This window comes from Chloroflexota bacterium, assembly GCA_009840355.1.
In the GTDB taxonomy this organism is placed as follows: Bacteria; Chloroflexota; Dehalococcoidia; order Lucifugimonadales; family JADFKI01; genus Bin90.
The window spans coordinates 42668-58443 of sequence record VXNZ01000009.1; the positions used below are offsets into that span (position 1 = coordinate 42668).

The 15776-nt window shown below is 58.6% G+C and carries 18 protein-coding genes; 11 read left to right on the plus strand and 7 right to left on the minus strand.

Annotation, left to right across the window (positions count from 1 at the left end; translation table 11 throughout):
* The first annotated feature begins 47 nt into the window (after positions 1 to 47).
* From F4X57_01775 to F4X57_01810, 8 genes are all read left to right on the plus strand, one after another.
* Entirely contained in the window at positions 48 to 944 is an 897-nt protein-coding gene (locus F4X57_01775; GenBank protein ID MYC05903.1) for a fumarylacetoacetate hydrolase, read from the plus strand.
* Between the two features lie 40 nt (positions 945 to 984).
* Complete coding sequence (locus tag F4X57_01780; GenBank protein MYC05904.1) at positions 985 to 1212, plus strand: hypothetical protein; 228 nt, start codon at positions 985 to 987, stop codon at positions 1210 to 1212.
* Between the two features lie 3 nt (positions 1213 to 1215).
* The gene (locus F4X57_01785) at positions 1216 to 1695 is read left to right on the plus strand and encodes a type II toxin-antitoxin system VapC family toxin (protein MYC05905.1); all 480 of its coding nucleotides are present in this window, start codon (positions 1216 to 1218) and stop codon (positions 1693 to 1695) included.
* An 89-nt stretch (positions 1696 to 1784) separates the two neighbouring features.
* Positions 1785 to 2051 (plus strand): hypothetical protein, encoded by a 267-nt coding sequence (locus F4X57_01790; protein ID MYC05906.1) that lies wholly within the window; start codon positions 1785 to 1787, stop codon positions 2049 to 2051.
* Positions 2052 to 2216: 165 nt separating this feature from the next.
* Positions 2217 to 2576, plus strand: coding sequence for a hypothetical protein (locus tag F4X57_01795; protein ID MYC05907.1), 360 nt, complete (start codon positions 2217 to 2219; stop codon positions 2574 to 2576).
* A gap of 358 nt (positions 2577 to 2934) precedes the next feature.
* On the plus strand, positions 2935 to 4659 hold the full coding sequence (locus F4X57_01800) for an ABC transporter substrate-binding protein (protein MYC05908.1): 1725 nt from the start codon (positions 2935 to 2937) through the stop codon (positions 4657 to 4659).
* A 212-nt stretch (positions 4660 to 4871) separates the two neighbouring features.
* Positions 4872 to 5828 carry an ABC transporter permease gene (locus F4X57_01805; protein ID MYC05909.1) on the plus strand — a complete coding sequence of 319 codons (957 nt, stop codon included), beginning with the start codon at positions 4872 to 4874 and terminating at the stop codon, positions 5826 to 5828.
* A gap of 82 nt (positions 5829 to 5910) precedes the next feature.
* Positions 5911 to 6825, plus strand: coding sequence for an ABC transporter permease (locus tag F4X57_01810; GenBank protein MYC05910.1), 915 nt, complete (start codon positions 5911 to 5913; stop codon positions 6823 to 6825).
* 9 nt (positions 6826 to 6834) lie between these two features.
* Here the strand turns inward: F4X57_01810 and F4X57_01815 are convergent, their stop codons facing one another.
* From F4X57_01815 to F4X57_01845, 7 genes are all read right to left on the minus strand, one after another.
* Entirely contained in the window at positions 6835 to 7428 is a 594-nt protein-coding gene (locus F4X57_01815; protein MYC05911.1) for a hypothetical protein, read from the minus strand.
* A 144-nt stretch (positions 7429 to 7572) separates the two neighbouring features.
* Complete coding sequence (locus F4X57_01820) at positions 7573 to 8283, minus strand: alanyl-tRNA editing protein (GenBank protein MYC05912.1); 711 nt, start codon at positions 8281 to 8283, stop codon at positions 7573 to 7575.
* Positions 8284 to 8358: 75 nt separating this feature from the next.
* A complete protein-coding gene (locus F4X57_01825; GenBank protein ID MYC05913.1) occupies positions 8359 to 8550 on the minus strand; it encodes a hypothetical protein in 192 nt (63 codons plus the stop codon).
* Positions 8551 to 8619: 69 nt separating this feature from the next.
* Entirely contained in the window at positions 8620 to 10047 is a 1428-nt protein-coding gene (locus tag F4X57_01830; GenBank protein MYC05914.1) for an amidase, read from the minus strand.
* Positions 10048 to 10081: 34 nt separating this feature from the next.
* Positions 10082 to 10531: a type II toxin-antitoxin system VapC family toxin gene (locus F4X57_01835; protein ID MYC05915.1), complete on the minus strand. Its 450-nt coding sequence runs from the start codon at positions 10529 to 10531 to the stop codon at positions 10082 to 10084.
* A complete protein-coding gene (locus tag F4X57_01840; GenBank protein ID MYC05916.1) occupies positions 10513 to 10902 on the minus strand; it encodes an AbrB/MazE/SpoVT family DNA-binding domain-containing protein in 390 nt (129 codons plus the stop codon). Before F4X57_01840 ends, F4X57_01835 begins: the two co-directional genes overlap by 19 nt.
* Positions 10903 to 10992: 90 nt before the next feature.
* The gene (locus tag F4X57_01845; protein MYC05917.1) at positions 10993 to 12546 is read right to left on the minus strand and encodes an NAD(P)/FAD-dependent oxidoreductase; all 1554 of its coding nucleotides are present in this window, start codon (positions 12544 to 12546) and stop codon (positions 10993 to 10995) included.
* 178 nt (positions 12547 to 12724) lie between these two features.
* Here F4X57_01845 and lhgO point away from each other — a divergent pair, with 178 nt between their 5' ends.
* From lhgO to F4X57_01860, 3 genes are all read left to right on the plus strand, one after another.
* Positions 12725 to 13945 (plus strand): L-2-hydroxyglutarate oxidase, encoded by a 1221-nt coding sequence (lhgO, locus tag F4X57_01850; GenBank protein ID MYC05918.1) that lies wholly within the window; start codon positions 12725 to 12727, stop codon positions 13943 to 13945.
* Between the two features lie 77 nt (positions 13946 to 14022).
* On the plus strand, positions 14023 to 14451 hold the full coding sequence (locus F4X57_01855; protein MYC05919.1) for a hypothetical protein: 429 nt from the start codon (positions 14023 to 14025) through the stop codon (positions 14449 to 14451).
* Positions 14452 to 14731: 280 nt separating this feature from the next.
* Entirely contained in the window at positions 14732 to 15670 is a 939-nt protein-coding gene (locus tag F4X57_01860) for a sugar phosphate isomerase/epimerase (protein ID MYC05920.1), read from the plus strand.
* Positions 15671 to 15776: the final 106 nt, after the last annotated feature.

Below are 15776 nucleotides of genomic sequence, written 5' to 3' on the forward strand. Positions count from 1 at the left end.
ACTGACTAACAAACTGACCGACTTACTCCCCAAAGGACTTTGCCTGAATGAGATACTACAGTCTAATTGGAGCGGATGGCGATGCCAGACTTGCGGTTGAAGCGCGTGACGGCGTGCTTGCCGATCTGACATCGCTGCATGAAGAACTAGTGGCGCTTGAAGACTTGGCGCTGGCGGCGGCGCTGTCCGGCGAGAGCATCGACTCGCTTGCCCAGCGACTTCTCGATGGCGGCACGGCGGACGAGTATGACCTCGCCGAGATTATGGACGGCGATGGCAATGCAATCCTGGACATGCCGTTTGAGCCGCCGGAGGTCTGGGCGGCGGGCGTAACCTATAAGACAAGCGAGATGGAACGCCGCCGCGAGAGCGAGACGCCTGATGTGTATTCCATGGTGTACAGTGCGGAGCGGCCCGAGGTGTTCTTCAAGGCGACGCCCGAACGCTGCGTCGGTCCGAACGACTCGGTGGGCATACGCGAGGACTCCAACTGGAATGTGCCTGAGCCGGAACTTGCGTTCGTGCTGTATGGCGGCGAGATTATCGGCTACACCATTGGCAACGATATGAGCAGCCGCCAAATCGAAGGCGAGAATCCGCTCTACCTGCCGCAGGCGAAGGTGTACAGCCGCTGCTGCGCCATTGGACCGAGTTTCGTAACGGCGGAATCCATCGGCGACCCGCACAGCCTCGATGTGAGCTGCACCATTACGCGCGACGGCGAGCAGGTATTCAGCGGCAGCACGAACACATCCCAGATGGCGCGCACCTGCGAGGAACTCGCGGAGTGGCTGCAAAGACACAACGATGTGCCGAACATGACAGCGGTGCTGACGGGCACTTCCATCGTGCCGCCGCCCGACTTCACTCTGCAAGAAGGCGACACCGTAACCATCGCCATTGCCAACATCGGCACGCTGGTGAACGATGTTATAGTGGTGTAGTGGGATATGGCGGCATAAGTGAATTGAAGAGGCTTGAATAATGACGAGCAAAAAGAGAAAAGAGGCAGAATCGCCCATGAAGCCAGATGTTGAAATCTTGGATGGTGTTGAATTTCTGGCTGCGAATTCGTGGGTTCACAAGGCGTTTGAGAGATATGGCGAACCAACAATGTCTCGTGACGAACTTCGGGCGATGATGGACAAAGAACTTGACGGTGAATCACTGAGTGACTTTCTGATACAAGACCGAAAGAAGAACCCTTACTAACAGATGTCCATCTATTATTTGGATACGTCCGCCGTCCTGAAACTCTATCTCGGTAATGAATTGGGCTCAGAATTCATGAGGACATTAATAGAGGGCGCTACGTCTGATGAGTCGTTCTATATCTCGTCTTTCGGCCTTTTGGAGGTTAAGGCGGCGATTGTAAGGCGAGTCAGTGATGCTGGTGTTGCTGGGAGAGCATTATCTCAATTCTCCCAGGACATGGCAGATTTGTTGAAGATTGTCCGGCTGAACGAGTACATACTGTATCGGGCGCTGTCGGCGACTGAAAACTATCGCCTCCGAGCGGGTGATGCCATCCACTTGGCTACCGCGCTGTCCATCGCCGCAATGACCGAACAGTCTCAATTATTCATGATTTCTAGCGACGCTGAACTGCTCGATGCGTCCATCGCAGCCGGCATCGGCGCGCTTGACCCGCAAGCGGATGACGCAATGGACAGCCTGCGCCAAATCAGGGAGTAGCCACTCGCCGCGTTGACACATTCGCGCACCGATAGTAACCTCTGCGCTATCACACTTATGACCATTTCGCACTACAGGAGAACGGCAGTATGTGCACTTATGTAATCCAAAAATCCGACATCACGGGAAGCGGCAAGGGCACGGCGGGCTGGATTCCGATTACCGAGGCGCGGGTCTATTACGACCATCCCTTCCATATGACGACCGCCCATACCCTCAACATCGACTTCGTGAACCCGGGCAAGGGGCTTGACGCGCGGGTTGCCGTCGAACTTACGGAGGAATCGGCGCGCGCGCTTGTCGCGGACATCCTTGCCGCGCTGGAAGAAGGGGGCGCGGCGCACGCTGAATCCTGATGCGCCGGCGCACGGCGAACTTGCCTTATCCCAATCGATGATATGCACATCCCATCGCTGACTAGCAGATGAATATTGTGGCAAGATGCGCTTTATTAATCCGCCGTTTCGCCCGATTGCTATATTGCTGATGTTGCTGATTGCCGCCGCGCTGATTGCCACAGCGTGCGAGTCGGCGGCGCAAACGCCCGACTACGCCTCTCGCAGAACAACGCCCTCGCCGCCGCCGCGCCCACGAATACGGCTACATCCGAAGCCATGGTTGTTCCAGAGCATATGCAGACGCCAACTCCGACGACCGTCTCGCAGACCGCTACGCCGGACTCTCTGAACCCACCGACGCCTCAGCCTTGCCCATCCGGAGAGATTGCTGTCCCCATTGACGTTGTAGCCGGCATCGTGTACATGCCAAACCCGTCCTGCATTCGCCTTACGACTCCCACATCTACGCTGCGCACCACAAGCCAAGGGCTGCCCAAGCATGGCGTAGCTTCCTGGCATCAGGCGGGCTTCAATCTGATTTAGTTAGTAGGATAATTACCTTCACACGTGGCATAAGCGCATGTGAAGGTAATTTGTCGTCGTATCGCAGCGTTGTTGTTCCATGGTTTCTTTGTCTTGCTGGCGAACTATCATCCCTGTCCTAACTTTCCTGTCCTAACTTTTCCCAAGAAGAGGGAAGGAACTTATGAGGGGGCTTATCAAATCAGCCCATCGGTTTGGGGGTTGCAAGTCTGGGGCAAATTATGTAAAGTGGGCGCATTGAGTTTGGCGATACTTATAATCAAGGAGTCTTATAGCGAATAAGTAGATAGACACGGAGGGGACGCGCATGCTTAACCTGTCAATTCGTCGAAGTGCTACTTTCCTGATGCTACTCTTATTGCCTGCACTTGCGCTGGCTGCGGCTTGTTCGAGCGCAGAGCCGCCCGCCGCAGAGGCGCCCGCGCAGCCTGCCGCTGCAGCGCCGGCGCCAACGACTCCTCCCGCCGCTCCCGCACAAGCCGCACCCACTGCGGCGCCCGAGGCTATGGCGGACATCACACCTCCCAGGCCTGCCGACCCGAACGGTCAGACGGGCGGCGTGCTGAATGTCGCGTACTTCCGCAAAGCTTCCAGCCCGGACGGCTATCAGGCCGGCGGTACTTTTGACCGCATGTACTTCTTCACCGGCAACGAAGTGCTGGTCGCCATCGGCAAGGACAGCGTGTACGACCCGTCGGAATCGCTGGCGTACTCGTTCGAGGTCGAAGACGGCGGCAGCCGCGTGCGATTCAATCTGCGCGAAGGCGTGCAGTTCCAAGGCGGCTTCGGCGAAATGACCTCCGAGGATGTGTCGTTCAGCCTGAATCGCTGGTTCGACGCGGAATCCGGCTGCAGGGGCTGCCCTAGCACATTCCGCGCCGTTACCGAAGTCAACGCCATCGACGATTACACGGTCGATGTTGTGATGGACCCGCCGGACGCCAACCTTGTCGTCAAGATGTTCGACAGGGGCAGCATCGTCCACAACAAGGAACACTGGGAAGCAGTTGGTCCGGACGACCACAAGAGCAATGCGATAGCAACGGGCCCATACAAGCTAACTCTATGGGATGTTGGCGTAACGCAGAACTGGGAGAAGCACCCTGACTGGTGGCGGCACGAGCCGTTCGCGGACGAGGTGAACATCCAGATTATCTCGGAGACGCGCACTCGGCTCGCCGCCTTGCAGACGGGCGAAGTCAATGTGTCTTGGCTGCAGGCGGAGCAGATTCCAGCCGCGCAGAAGGACGATAATATAGATGTTTGGGACTTCACCGGCGTTGGCTGGGACGGCTGGGTCTGGAACCACGGACTTGAGCCGCTAGACGACCTGCGGCTCAGGCGCGCGCTCATCAAGTCTGTTGACAGAGGCGCTCTAAACACATCCATCTACCTTGACACGCTGCGAGACAGCCAGGCGCACACATTCCCGCCGGAGTCGCCGTTCGGTATCGATGCTCAGGACCTCTGGGAGGGCGAACACCTTAGGTACGATCTTGACGAGGCAAGGGCGCTCGTAGAGGCGGTAGCGTCGGACAAGGGTCTTGACCTGCCGCTGCAACTGACGGGGGTTTGCGAGCGCAGGCCGGACCGCCAGCAGTTCTGCGAGTTCCTGCAAGGCTCTTGGACTGAGATTGGAGTGAACTTCGATTTCCAGATCGTTTCCAACGCATCCGAGCGCTCCGATGTGATGGAGCAGTGCCAGACGCATGTAACCCAGACAGGATCCGGGATGTTGCTGCCGTGGTATATGGAAGGCTCTCTGCACTCCAGTTCCAACGGAAACTATCCAGCCAAGATATGCAAGGATCAGGGTTCCGCGCTTGACGCAGATGGTCAAGCATTACAGGATCAGCTTGACATGCTCTTTGCCGAGGCGTCCGAGAGCTTTGACAGCGCTGTGCAGATTGACAAGTATAAGCAGATCCAGCGGATAGCCTTGGAGAACCTGTACACCTACATCCCCGCTATGCTGCGCGTGAATTATGTCGGCTGCCACACGCCGACCACGGGCGGCTGCGAGACGAACCCGATGCGCGGCGACGGATTCGTGCGCAACGGCGATTTCTGGATAAAGCAGTAGATAGCGATCAGGTATCAGCGGTCAGCAGTCAGGCTTTGGAGAATAGATTGACTTGCTGGCCGCTTTGTTTTAGATGGTGTCGGACGATATACCCGTTCGCCCTGAGCGTGTCGAAGGGCTAGTTCGCAAGCTTGCGCTCTCGTGGTTCGACAAGCTCACCACGAACGGAACCTAAAGAGTCGCCACAACGAACGGGTTGAGAGGAACAGGGTATGCAGCGTTACCTGCTGCGTAGAGCGATCAATCTCATTCCGGTGCTGGTGCTGATCAGCATCATCGTGTTCGCCACGGTAAGGGTGCTGCCGGGCGACCCTGCGCGACTGCTCGCCGCCGTGGACGAGACGGGCTTTGTCGATCCCGATGTCCTCGCCGCGATTGAAAAGCGATACGGGCTGGACAAGCCGCTCACAACGCAGTATTTCAACTGGGCTTGGGGTCTGGTGCGAGGCGACTGGGGAACATCGCTTCTGAGCGGCCAGGATGTGTTTCCACAGATACGCAGCCGCCTAAGCTTCACCGTGCAGCTCGCTGGGCTTTCGTGGCTTCTGTCGCTGCTGATAGGCATTCCCATGGGCGTGATTTCCGCGCTCAGACGCAACTCCATAGGGGACATAGCCGTGACTAGCTTCGCGGTGTCGGGCATCGCACTGCCCAACTTCTGGCTTGGCATGCTGATGATTATCTTCTTCGGAGTGTGGCTGGGCTGGCTGCCTACCGGCGGATATGTCAGCTACCTAGACAGCCCTATCGAGTGGGCACGCAGGATGCTTATGCCCACGATTACGCTTGGCACGGCGCTGTCAGCTGTAACGATGCGCCAGATGCGCGCCGGTCTGCTGGAAGTGATGCGCGAGGACTACATCCGCACTGCGCGCGCCAAGGGGTTGATGGAGCGGCGGGTCGTGCTGCTGCATGCGATGAAGAACTCGCTGCTCCCGGTGATAACTCTCTCCACATTGCAGCTCGGAACGCTGGTCGGCGGCACAGTGGTGACGGAGACGGTCTTCTTCCTTCCGGGCATCGGCAAGTTCATCGTGGACGCAGTGATAGCAAAGGACTTCCTGGTAGTGCAGATGGGGCTGATGATTCTTACACTGGGCGTACTTGTCGCCAATCTTATCGCGGACATTTCCTATGCATTCTTGGACCCGCGTATCAGGTATGAGTGACCGTTTCAAGAGGCTTCAATTCAGAGTGTGGCGGCTACAAAAGTGGGATAGAAGGTGAACGGGCAGGCGGCAGGTTGTACTTATGAGAGAACAAGAGCTGGCTGAAGCGGCAGATAACGAGCTTGCCCAGCAGGAACTAAGCTGGGTCAACAGAAGCCGCTTCCTACAGACGCTGCGCGAGCTGGTGAGCGTGCGCCTCGCCAAGTTCGGGTTAGCGGTGCTCGGAATCGCCGTCATCGCGGCTGTGTTCTCGCCGATTCTGGCGCTGCATGACCCCATCAAGATAAACCCGCGAGACAGCCTGCAGGACCCTAGCGCGGAATATTGGCTGGGCGCGGATAGATTGGGGCGCGACCAGCTCGCGCGGCTCATCTACGGCGCGCGTGTGTCGCTGGTCATCGGCGGTGCCGGTGTGGGAATCGCGGTCGTGGCGGGCATCGTCATCGGTACTATCTCCGGCTGGGCGGGCAGATGGACGGATGAGATACTCATGCGGATAATGGACGCGCTGGCGGCATTCCCAAACATCGTGTTTGCGCTTGTGCTGGTGGCAATCACCGGGGGAGCAATGCGAAACATCATTCTGGTGATTGGGCTTGTCTTCACGCCGGCTGTCGCGCGTCTCATACGCGCGCAGGTGCTGTCAGTGAAGGAGCGCGACTACGTGATAGCCGCAGTCGCTCTGGGGGCAAGCCCAGTTCGCATCATATCTTCGCACCTGATACCCAACAGCCTCGCGCCGGTCATAGTACAGGCGTCAATCGCGTTCGGCGCCGCGATACTGCTGGAGGCGTCGCTGAGCTTCCTCGGCGTCGGGGTCAAGCCGCCGACACCTACATGGGGCGGCATGCTGCGCCACGCCTTCGAGGTCGTCGATCAGGCGCCGTGGCTGACATTCACGCCGGGCATAACGATATTCCTGGTGGTGCTGGCGTTCAACTTCGTAGGCGACGCCCTGCGCGACACGCTCGATCCCCGTCTGAGGGGCGCTCGATAAGACGCCGCGTTAGCTTTGATTCTCGAAGAAGTCGAGGTCGATAGCGAACGCCGAGGCAAGCATCAGCAGGCGGAAGTCGTTGTCGGCGCTGCCATCCGTGAACTGCACGACGAAAGTGTCGGCGTCGGTGAACATCTCTCTGCCGAACCCGCTCCACTGCTTGGTCACACGCGCTACTTCGCCACCACCTGCATTGTTGGCGATGAAAGTGTGTGGGCGAAAGAGTCCGCTGGTTAGCCGCGTAATTTCCCGTTCATTTGAGTCCACAAGCGCTAACTTGCGGCCAAGTCCGAATACGCGGTTCAGGGCGCCTATACGCCTGCCGCCGGCATCGACCCGCAAATGCGAGCGAAACCAGAAGAAGTCGCGGCTTGCATGCAAGACCGGCGCGCCGTCGCCTTCCACGACATGGATGGATAGTGCGCGACGGGAACCCGCGAACTGTCGGCTGATGCCTCCCGACTCTTCGTAGGCATGCATAAGCTGCGTGCCGCCGGCGGTATAGACGCCATAGCGATTGGCAGTCTCGAACGGCGTGAAAATCTCCATTTGTTCAATCTGCTGCTTGATGACAAGCTCCGGATATCGAGTGAGGTCGGTCATGTTAATGACTCCCTGATGGAATATCGGCGTTCTGTGCAGCGCCTACGGTCTTAATTCTATCAGGAAATTGACTAAGTTCTAGGAAAAATCCAACGATGATTGGACGGAAAAACCTGCCATCAGGGTTGGTTTTGGCAGGCGGCTTCACGCATCCAGGCGTATGCGCAGGCGCTTGTTGATGCGTCCCTTGCTTTCGTGTCCCACAACCTTGATGATGCCGACTTCGCCGGTGTTGGCGACATGCGTGCCGCCGTCTGCCTGCAAGTCCAGCCCGGTGATGTTGACCGTCCGTACTTCGGTGATTGCGGGCGGCAGCAGGTTTATCTTCGTGCGGATGAGGTCGGGGATGCTGAAGGCTTCTTCGCGGGGCAGCGTCGCGACTTCGATAGGACGCGCCGCCTGCACTTCTTCGTTCACCAGCGTCTCCATGCGTTCCGCGAAATCGACGGACATGTTCTCCAGCTCGAAGTCCATGCGCGCGCTGCCCGGCTGCATGTTGCCGCCGGTAACTTGCGCGCCGTAATCGCGCCAGACGACGCCGCACAGGATGTGCAGCGCGGTGTGTGTGCGCATCAGCAGGTAGCGCCTATCCCAGTCGAGCGTGCCGTGAACGCTCGCGCCGACCGCCGGCAGTTCGCCGTCTATCTCGTGAACAAGCTTGCCGGACTGCCGAGACAGCTTCTTGACCGCATAATAAGCATCGCCTGATGAGAGCATGCCGCTATCCGCGGGCTGCCCGCCACCGCCCGGATAAAACGCAGTGCTGTCTAGCACAACGCCCTTCGGCGCGGCATCAATGACCGTAGCATCGAACTCACGGATGTAGCTATCTTCGTAGCAAAGGATGGTTGTCATGTCAGTTCCTCATAAATATAGATGATTACCATTGGTTGCGGGATGTGGATGTAAACCGTGCGCTCGATAGCATCTTCAGGCTGTACAAGCATGCGCGACTGCGAGTAATAGCGCAAGCGCCCAAAGTCCAAACGCCCGCCGTATAGTGCCAATATGGAACAGCGCCAGCAGGAACGCTATCACGCCGCCCCAGAACAAGATTGTCCCGATGAGTAGAAGGGGCTGCCTGAACGGGTCTTCAATCAGCAGTTGGACGAACTCTGGCATGCGCGTCTGGCATCCTTTCGTGGGTCTCCTATCCTAACCTTCGCCTAGAGGGTTAAGGGATTTCAAAGGTTAGGCGGCAATCGCCGGTCTCTGTTTCCAGAAGCCGGTCGCCTGCTGGAAGGCGTAGGCGAGTTGCAAGACGGAGAATTCGCTTTGGTGCCGACCTACGATTTGGATGCCGACGGGCAAGCCTTCGTCAGTGAAGCCGCAAGGCACGGAGATGGCGGGATGCCCGGTGGCGGTTATGTAGTAGCAGGATCGCATCCAGTCGATGTAAGTGTCCATCTGCACGCCGGCGACTTCCGTCAGGTACGGCTGCGTAACATCGAACGGCGGGTGCTGGCTGACCGGGAATACCATAAATTCGTAGGTCTCCATGAACTTACGGACGCGCTCGTACAGGGCTGCGCGCTTGATTTCGGCGGCGCCAATCTCGGCGGCGGTCAGCTTCATGCCTTGCTCGATGTTCCAGATGACCGTGTCTTTCATTTGGTCGCGGTGCGTGCGCAGCAGTTCGGCGCGGCTTGCCGCCATGCTCGCCGCGCGCATAGTCATGAATACCTCGTTGGCATCGCTGAAATCGGGGCACGCTTCATCTATGTCGCAGCCAAGCTCGCCGAAAACTCCGCGCTGGCTCTCGATGACGCTCAGGATGCGCGGGTCAACGGGCAGCCCGTTCATATCACTGCTCCACGCGATTCGCACGCCCTCGAAGTCGCGCTCTAGCGAGTGTGTCAGCGGGTTGAAGGAATCGCCTTCGTCTGTCAGGGCGACAGGGCAGCGCGCGTCCGGACCGGCGATGGCGCTGAGCATTAGGGCGGTGTCCTGCACGGTGCGCGCCATCGGTCCCTGCACCGATAGCAATGTCCAAGGCATGGCGGATGGCCAGACCGGAACGCGACCGACGGAGGTGCGAAATCCGACGATGTTGCAGAAGTTCGACGGGTTGCGCAAGGAACCGCCGAGGTCGCTGCCGTCCGCGATGGCGACCATGCCGCACGACAGCGCGACCGCCGCACCGCCGCTGCTGCCGCCGCAAGTCTTGGTCAGGTCGTATGGGTTGAGCGTCGTGCCGAAGACTTCATTGAATGTCTGCGAGCCTGCGCCGAACTCGGGCGTGTTCGTCTTGCCGACGGAGATCGCGCCCGCTTGCTTCAGACGTTCGACCATCAGCGCGTCCTGCTCCGGGATGTGGCCGGCGTAGATGGGCGAGCCGTATGTGGTACGCACTCCGGCGGTGTCGGCGAGGTCCTTGTGCGCCACCGGCAAGCCGTGCAATACGCCCACATCGTCGCCGCGACTCAGCGCAGCATCGGCAGATTTCGCGCCCTCAAGCGCCGTGTCGGGATGATAGGTAACGATAGCGTTGACCTGCGGATTCACGCGGTCAATCTGCGCGATATGCGCCTGCATCACCTCTACGCAGGACAGATCTCCGCTGCGAATGCGCTGCGAAAGCTCGACGGCGGTCATGAAATTAATGTCGGTGGTGGTCATTGAAACGCTCCGATATGGTAATTTGCTTGTCGTGCTACGGAACTATGATTTGCAGGGGCAGGCCGGCGCTTACCCTGCGAAAGTCGGATTCGTTGAAGGTTACAAGTTGCTCTGCATTGCCTTTCACGGCTGCGTGGGCGATGAGACCGTCGTAGATTGTACCGCCGGTGATGTCCAAGCGAACGAGTTGTTCCATCGCAGCGATATGTTCGTCTGCTTCAAGCGTTATGATGTCGAAGAATGGCAGCACTCTGTCGGAGATTATCCTCATTACTTGAGATGCGGTATATCGCGGACGTCGGTTCATTCCCGTTATAACCTTGTACACTTCGGACAGAGTATGGGAACTTACAATCCCGTCTATTTCGCCGATTTCCGCTCTATGGAGCCAATCCGAGGCTGCGGTGTGCGAAGGGTGAGTTTCAAGCAGTGCCGGCACAACGACAGAAGTGTCCAGCAATGTTCTCAATAGTCCGTTCGCCAATTCATTCCCCCCATCACATGTATGCTGTACGCCTCACGCCCCCATTTGATTGCGTCTCTGAACGGGTCAAGCACTTCGCCATCGTCATCGCGTAGCGCCTTTACTTCTCCGTCCTCATCCCTCATCAACTTGGCGTCATCGTATTCTTCTCCCAGCCAGTCGTCGAACACATCCCAGCGATGCACCAGTACGCCGTCCTTGTTAACCAGCCTGGGCCGCTCACGGGACGGATGCAGGACGATGGTATCGCCTTTGACATCGGCTTCGATTGCTACCTTGACGCCCGGCTTCAGCCCAAGCTGCTTGCGGACATCTTTCGGAATGCACACGCGCCCCGAGGCGTCCATCTTCACTTCAAATTTCTTGCCCATCGCGTCCACCTGCTTGGCTCATATTGGTAGGGTAAATCAACCGCGCCGCTAATCTCATTCTAGCGCACATCACGCCGGCACACTTATGGGTTATGTTACTTGCTCCCAGTCACGCAGGACGGTGCGTGCGGCGTTGTGGCCGGGAGCGCCGGTTACTTCGCCGCCGGGATGGGCGCCGGCGCCGCAGATGTATAGCCCTTCTATCGGCGTGCGGTAGCCTGAGATACTGCGGCTCCCACGCCCCGCGAACATTTGCTGCGAGGTGATGTCCAAGTGGCGGATGTTGCCGTCGGTCAAGCCTACGCGCTCTTCGAGTTCCACCGGCGTGAAGAGTTCCCAGTCTAGCAGCACATCGCGGAAGTTCGGCGCGTACTGCGCTATCGTGTCGATTAGGTGCTCGCCTACGGCGTGGCGCGCTTCCTGCCAAGTGCCCTCGCGCAACCGGACCGGCGCGTACATCGACCAGACGGACATCACATGCTTGCCGGGCGGAGTGAGCGTGTCGTCATAAACTGTCGGAATCTGGACGAACATTATTGGGCTACCGGACGGCCTGCCCGACTTGACGTCATCCCAACTTCGCTCGAAGTATTCGACCGAAGGGCAGATGCGAGTGTACGCCAGCGCCTTAGGGTCGTAGTCCTGCCCAAGGTACGCCGAGAAGTCCGGCAGCTCGTCCAATGCGGCGTGAAACTTGAGGAATCCCGTATTCGTCTTGGCGCGGCGGATGTCGTTCAGCAGCGGAGACGGCACATCGTCTGTGTCCATGAGTGACAGGAATGTGCGCTTGGGGTCGGCATTGGACAGCACGGCGTCCGCGTGGATGCGCTCGCCGTCGGCGAGTAGAACGCCGTTTGCTCTGCCGTTGGTCGTAAGTATCTGCCGCACTTCGGTGTTCAGGCGGATTTCCACGCCGTGCGCCTCTGCGGAGCGCGCCATCGCCTGCGTGATTGCGCCCATGCCGCCCTTCGGAATGCCGAAGTTCTCATCAGGCGTAAGAATGTCGCTACGAATGTAGCCGACTGCCATGATGCTGCCGGGCGCTCGCACATCGCCCGCGTCCTGCGCGTCTATGAAGCTGGCTCGCACCAGCGGCGACTCGAAGTGTTCTTCCACGAGGTCCTTCATGCTGCCGGTGAGCATGCGCTCGAAGATAGGTTCGTCGGGCGTGCCGCGCACATCGGCGGCGATCTCCGCCAGCGTGGGCGGGTCCGTCAGGAAGTAACGCAGGATGATGCCGCCTGCCCGCTCCCAGAACGCCACCCATTCGTGGTAGCGCGCGCCGTCCGCCGGGGATATGCGCGCGATGCTCTCCGCGGTGCGCTCGTCGTCGTGCCAGCGCATAATATGATTGCCTCCTGGCAAAGGGCTGAAGCTCACGGGGTCCATCTCGTATATCTCAAGCCCATGCTTACGGAGTTCTAGGTCGTTGATGACTTTCTCCTGCAGCATGTGGCAGATGTACGAGCAACTTGAGACCCGGAATCCGGGGAACAGTTCTTCCGTGATGCACGCGCCGCCAACGAAGTCGCGGCGTTCCAGCACCAATACGCTGTTGCCCTGCCGCGCGAGGTAGTTCGCGGCGACTAGCCCGTTGTGCCCGCCGCCAACGATGATTGCCGAGTATTGCGCTTGCGCTGCCATTTCTTTGTCCCTTTCCTATTTCGTGTACCAACTATGATTAGACTATCACGACGATGGACAATGTGGAACTTGCGGAGGAACTTACATTGATAGACAGGATATGCAGGATGATACGGGACAAGATACGCGGCTATGTTACAATCGCTAAACATCGCGGGAATGTGCTACAGGAGAGATTATGAGCTTTCAGAATAGTTATGACATTGCGGTAATTGGCGCGGGCATTATTGGGCTTGCGACGGCTATGCGGCTGGCGGAGGAATACCCGCGCTACAAGATAGTCGTGCTGGAGAAGGACGGCGAGGTCGCGCAGCACCAGACCGGGCACAACAGCGGCGTCATCCACGCGGGCATCTACTACGCGCCAGGCTCGCAGAAGGCGAATTTCTGCTCGACCGGCGGCAGGCTGCTGCGCCAGTTCTGCGACGAGCGCGGCATCGAATACGAGATGTGCGGCAAGGTCATCGTAGCCATCACGGATGAGGAAGTGCCGCGACTGCAAGACCTGTTCGAGCGCGGCACGGCGAACGGCGCGGAGGGGCTGGAGATGATTGGTCCGGAGCGCCTCGCCGAGCTTGAGCCGTATGCCGCCGGAGTGCAAGCGATATTCTCGCCAAACACGGGCATCATCGACTTCAAGAAGGTATCGCAGGCTTACGCCATCGAGTTTGGCGAGAACGGCGGCGACCTGATGCTGAACACGGCAGTGCACGGCATCACGCGACGAGACGGGCAGATGTATCTCGAAACATCGCGCGGCGATATTACGGCGCGGCATATCATCAACTGCGCGGGGCTGCAAGCCGACAAGGTGGCGCGGATGACGGGCGCAGAGCCGGGGCTGCGCATTATCCCGTTCCGCGGCGAGTATTTTTCCATCAAGCCGGAGCGCCAGTATCTCGTGCGCAGCCTGATATACCCTGTGCCCGACCCTAGCTTGCCGTTCCTCGGCGTGCATTTCACCAAGCGCATCACCGGCGGCGTGGAAGCGGGCCCCAACGCGGTGCTCGCATTCGCGCGCGAGGGCTACACGAAGACGAGCTTCAATCTGGGCGAGGCGTTCGAGACGCTGACATATCCCGGTTTCTGGAAGATGTCGCTGACGCACTGGAAAAGCGGCATAGATGAGCAGCATCGCTCGTTGCGAAAGTCGCTGTTCCTGACATCGCTGCAGACGCTCGTGCCGTCGATAGAGATGGACGACCTCAGCGAGCCGGGCGCAGGCGTGCGTGCGCAGGCGGTCGATAGCAACGGTAACTTGCTGCAAGACTTCGCCATATCCGAGACGGAAAACGCGATCCATGTGCTAAGCGCGCCATCCCCCGGCGCCACTTCTTCGCTGACGATTAGCCGATATATCGTAGATATGGCGGTGGGGGCGTTTGGGCTGGAGGGGTAGCGCAATTGGCGGCAAGCGAAAGAGGTGAGGGTGAAAGACCAAGACGAGCGTCCGTATGGAGCGTCTCCGAGGGATGGTTGACAGCGTACTTCGCGCTGTTCACAGTCCAGTTCGTCACCGGCGTATCTCTGGTAGTCTGGTATGAAACGGCAGTTGTAACGCGAGACAGCCCTACTGAAACACTGATGAATGTCTTGTGGAGAGCCGGAGTTATCCCGATTCTATCCGCATCTACATCGTACATATTCGCAGAGGGAGGACGGCTTACTATGGTCATATCCAACTGGGTGGAGAGAAAACTGGAGGAGCGCGAGCAAAAGCGCGCGCAGGCGTTGATTGAACAAGGGCGCAAAGAGGGCATCGAGATAGGACGTGAGGAAGGCATTGAGGTGGGGCGTGAGGAGGGCATTGAGATAGGACGCACCCTTGAGCGCGAGCGAATTGCTGAAGAAGCTAACGGTTATGGCTCCGACGAATCTCCTAGTGCGGATGGCAAGAAAGAATAGAGATTTACTGGAAGCCGGGGTATTGAGTCTATTATATCCAACTGGGTTGAACGAAAGTTGGAAGAGCACCGGATAAAGCGCGAGAAGGCGTTGATACAGCAAGGCATTGAGATAGACTTCGAGAAGGGGCGCGCGTACGAGCGAGAGTTGCGCAACGGCAATAACAACGGGGCAGGCGATGATGATCCGCTATTGAAAGATGCCGAGTAGCCGTTGACGCGCAATTGATACACAGCGCGAAATCGATGTAGTTTGAGATAGATTTAGGAGGGAATTAACTATGAAAATCGCATACGCATTCCGGCGCAGCACATATTACCCGTTCGAGGCGGGCGCGGCGTGGTCGCTGCCCGATGAGCGCGCGCTGTCCGACTACCTCGGCAAGGTGCGCGACATCGGCTTCGACGGCATCGAGCTTGGGCTGGACAACTTTTTGTCCGGATCGTCCAACGGCGGGCTTGAGGTTGATGAGAGCAGAGTCAATGAGGTGAAAAAGCGACTTGACGACAATGGCACGCCTTGCGTAGCCATTCGCGCGGGCGGCGCGCTGTGCTATCCGCAAACTGCCGCGCACAACCGCAAGCGGCTGGAGAAGTCGGTGGAGGTGGCATCTGCGCTGGGCGCGGACATCGTGAACACGGCGCTCAGCGGTCCGCCGCAGAACCGCATGCTCGACACGGGACCTTCCGGCGCGCCGGAGTCTCACGGCTCCAGCCAGATGGCATCGCAGGAAGACTTTATCCGCACGGCAAAGGCGCTACGCGAAGTTGGCGCTATGGCGGGCGACAACGGCATCGACATCACCATCGAGGTGCACCAGCATTCCATCGCGGACAACAGTTGGTCAACACTGCACCTGCTGGAACTTGCCGACAGCCCATTCGTCCACGCCAACCCGGACCTCGGCAACGTGCTATGGAACTACGACGAGCCTGAAGAGACAATGGAGCAGTGCATAAGCGCGCTGGCGGCGCACTCCAAGTACTGGCACTGCAAGTCGCTGAATCGCGTGCATGTGCCGGAGCTTGACCACTCCTACTACATCCGCGTCCCCCTGCCGGACGGCGATATAGACTATCGCTTCGCCATTTCCGCAATGGTCGAGGCCGGCTACGACGGCTACTTCGCCCTGGAGGGCACGAACACCGGCGACCAGCTGTACAAGGACAGGCGTAGCGTCAATTATGTGCGCGGCATTCTGGCGGAGCTGGAAGCCTAGCCGCTTCTTCTGATGTCCAGTAGCACATAGATAGCGAAGGCGCGGCGGTCTCTGCGCGGCACGCTGTTGAAGAGATTGATGAGGTCTTCCGCGTCAGTGATGTCAT

Bases quoted from the DNA above. Each gene is read 5' to 3' on its own strand.
- F4X57_01775 (MYC05903.1), top strand. From the start codon at position 48: ATGAGATACTACAGTCTAATTGGAGCGGATGGCGATGCCAGACTTGCG.
- F4X57_01780 (MYC05904.1), top strand. From the start codon at position 985: ATGACGAGCAAAAAGAGAAAAGAGGCAGAATCGCCCATGAAGCCAGAT.
- F4X57_01785 (MYC05905.1), top strand. From the start codon at position 1,216: ATGTCCATCTATTATTTGGATACGTCCGCCGTCCTGAAACTCTATCTC.
- F4X57_01790 (MYC05906.1), top strand. From the start codon at position 1,785: ATGTGCACTTATGTAATCCAAAAATCCGACATCACGGGAAGCGGCAAG.
- F4X57_01805 (MYC05909.1), top strand. From the start codon at position 4,872: ATGCAGCGTTACCTGCTGCGTAGAGCGATCAATCTCATTCCGGTGCTG.
- F4X57_01810 (MYC05910.1), top strand. From the start codon at position 5,911: ATGAGAGAACAAGAGCTGGCTGAAGCGGCAGATAACGAGCTTGCCCAG.
- F4X57_01815 (MYC05911.1), bottom strand. From the start codon at position 7,428: ATGACCGACCTCACTCGATATCCGGAGCTTGTCATCAAGCAGCAGATT.
- F4X57_01820 (MYC05912.1), bottom strand. From the start codon at position 8,283: ATGACAACCATCCTTTGCTACGAAGATAGCTACATCCGTGAGTTCGAT.
- F4X57_01825 (MYC05913.1), bottom strand. From the start codon at position 8,550: ATGCCAGAGTTCGTCCAACTGCTGATTGAAGACCCGTTCAGGCAGCCC.
- F4X57_01830 (MYC05914.1), bottom strand. From the start codon at position 10,047: ATGACCACCACCGACATTAATTTCATGACCGCCGTCGAGCTTTCGCAG.
- F4X57_01840 (MYC05916.1), bottom strand. From the start codon at position 10,902: ATGGGCAAGAAATTTGAAGTGAAGATGGACGCCTCGGGGCGCGTGTGC.
- F4X57_01845 (MYC05917.1), bottom strand. From the start codon at position 12,546: ATGGCAGCGCAAGCGCAATACTCGGCAATCATCGTTGGCGGCGGGCAC.
- lhgO (MYC05918.1), top strand. From the start codon at position 12,725: ATGAGCTTTCAGAATAGTTATGACATTGCGGTAATTGGCGCGGGCATT.
- F4X57_01860 (MYC05920.1), top strand. From the start codon at position 14,732: ATGAAAATCGCATACGCATTCCGGCGCAGCACATATTACCCGTTCGAG.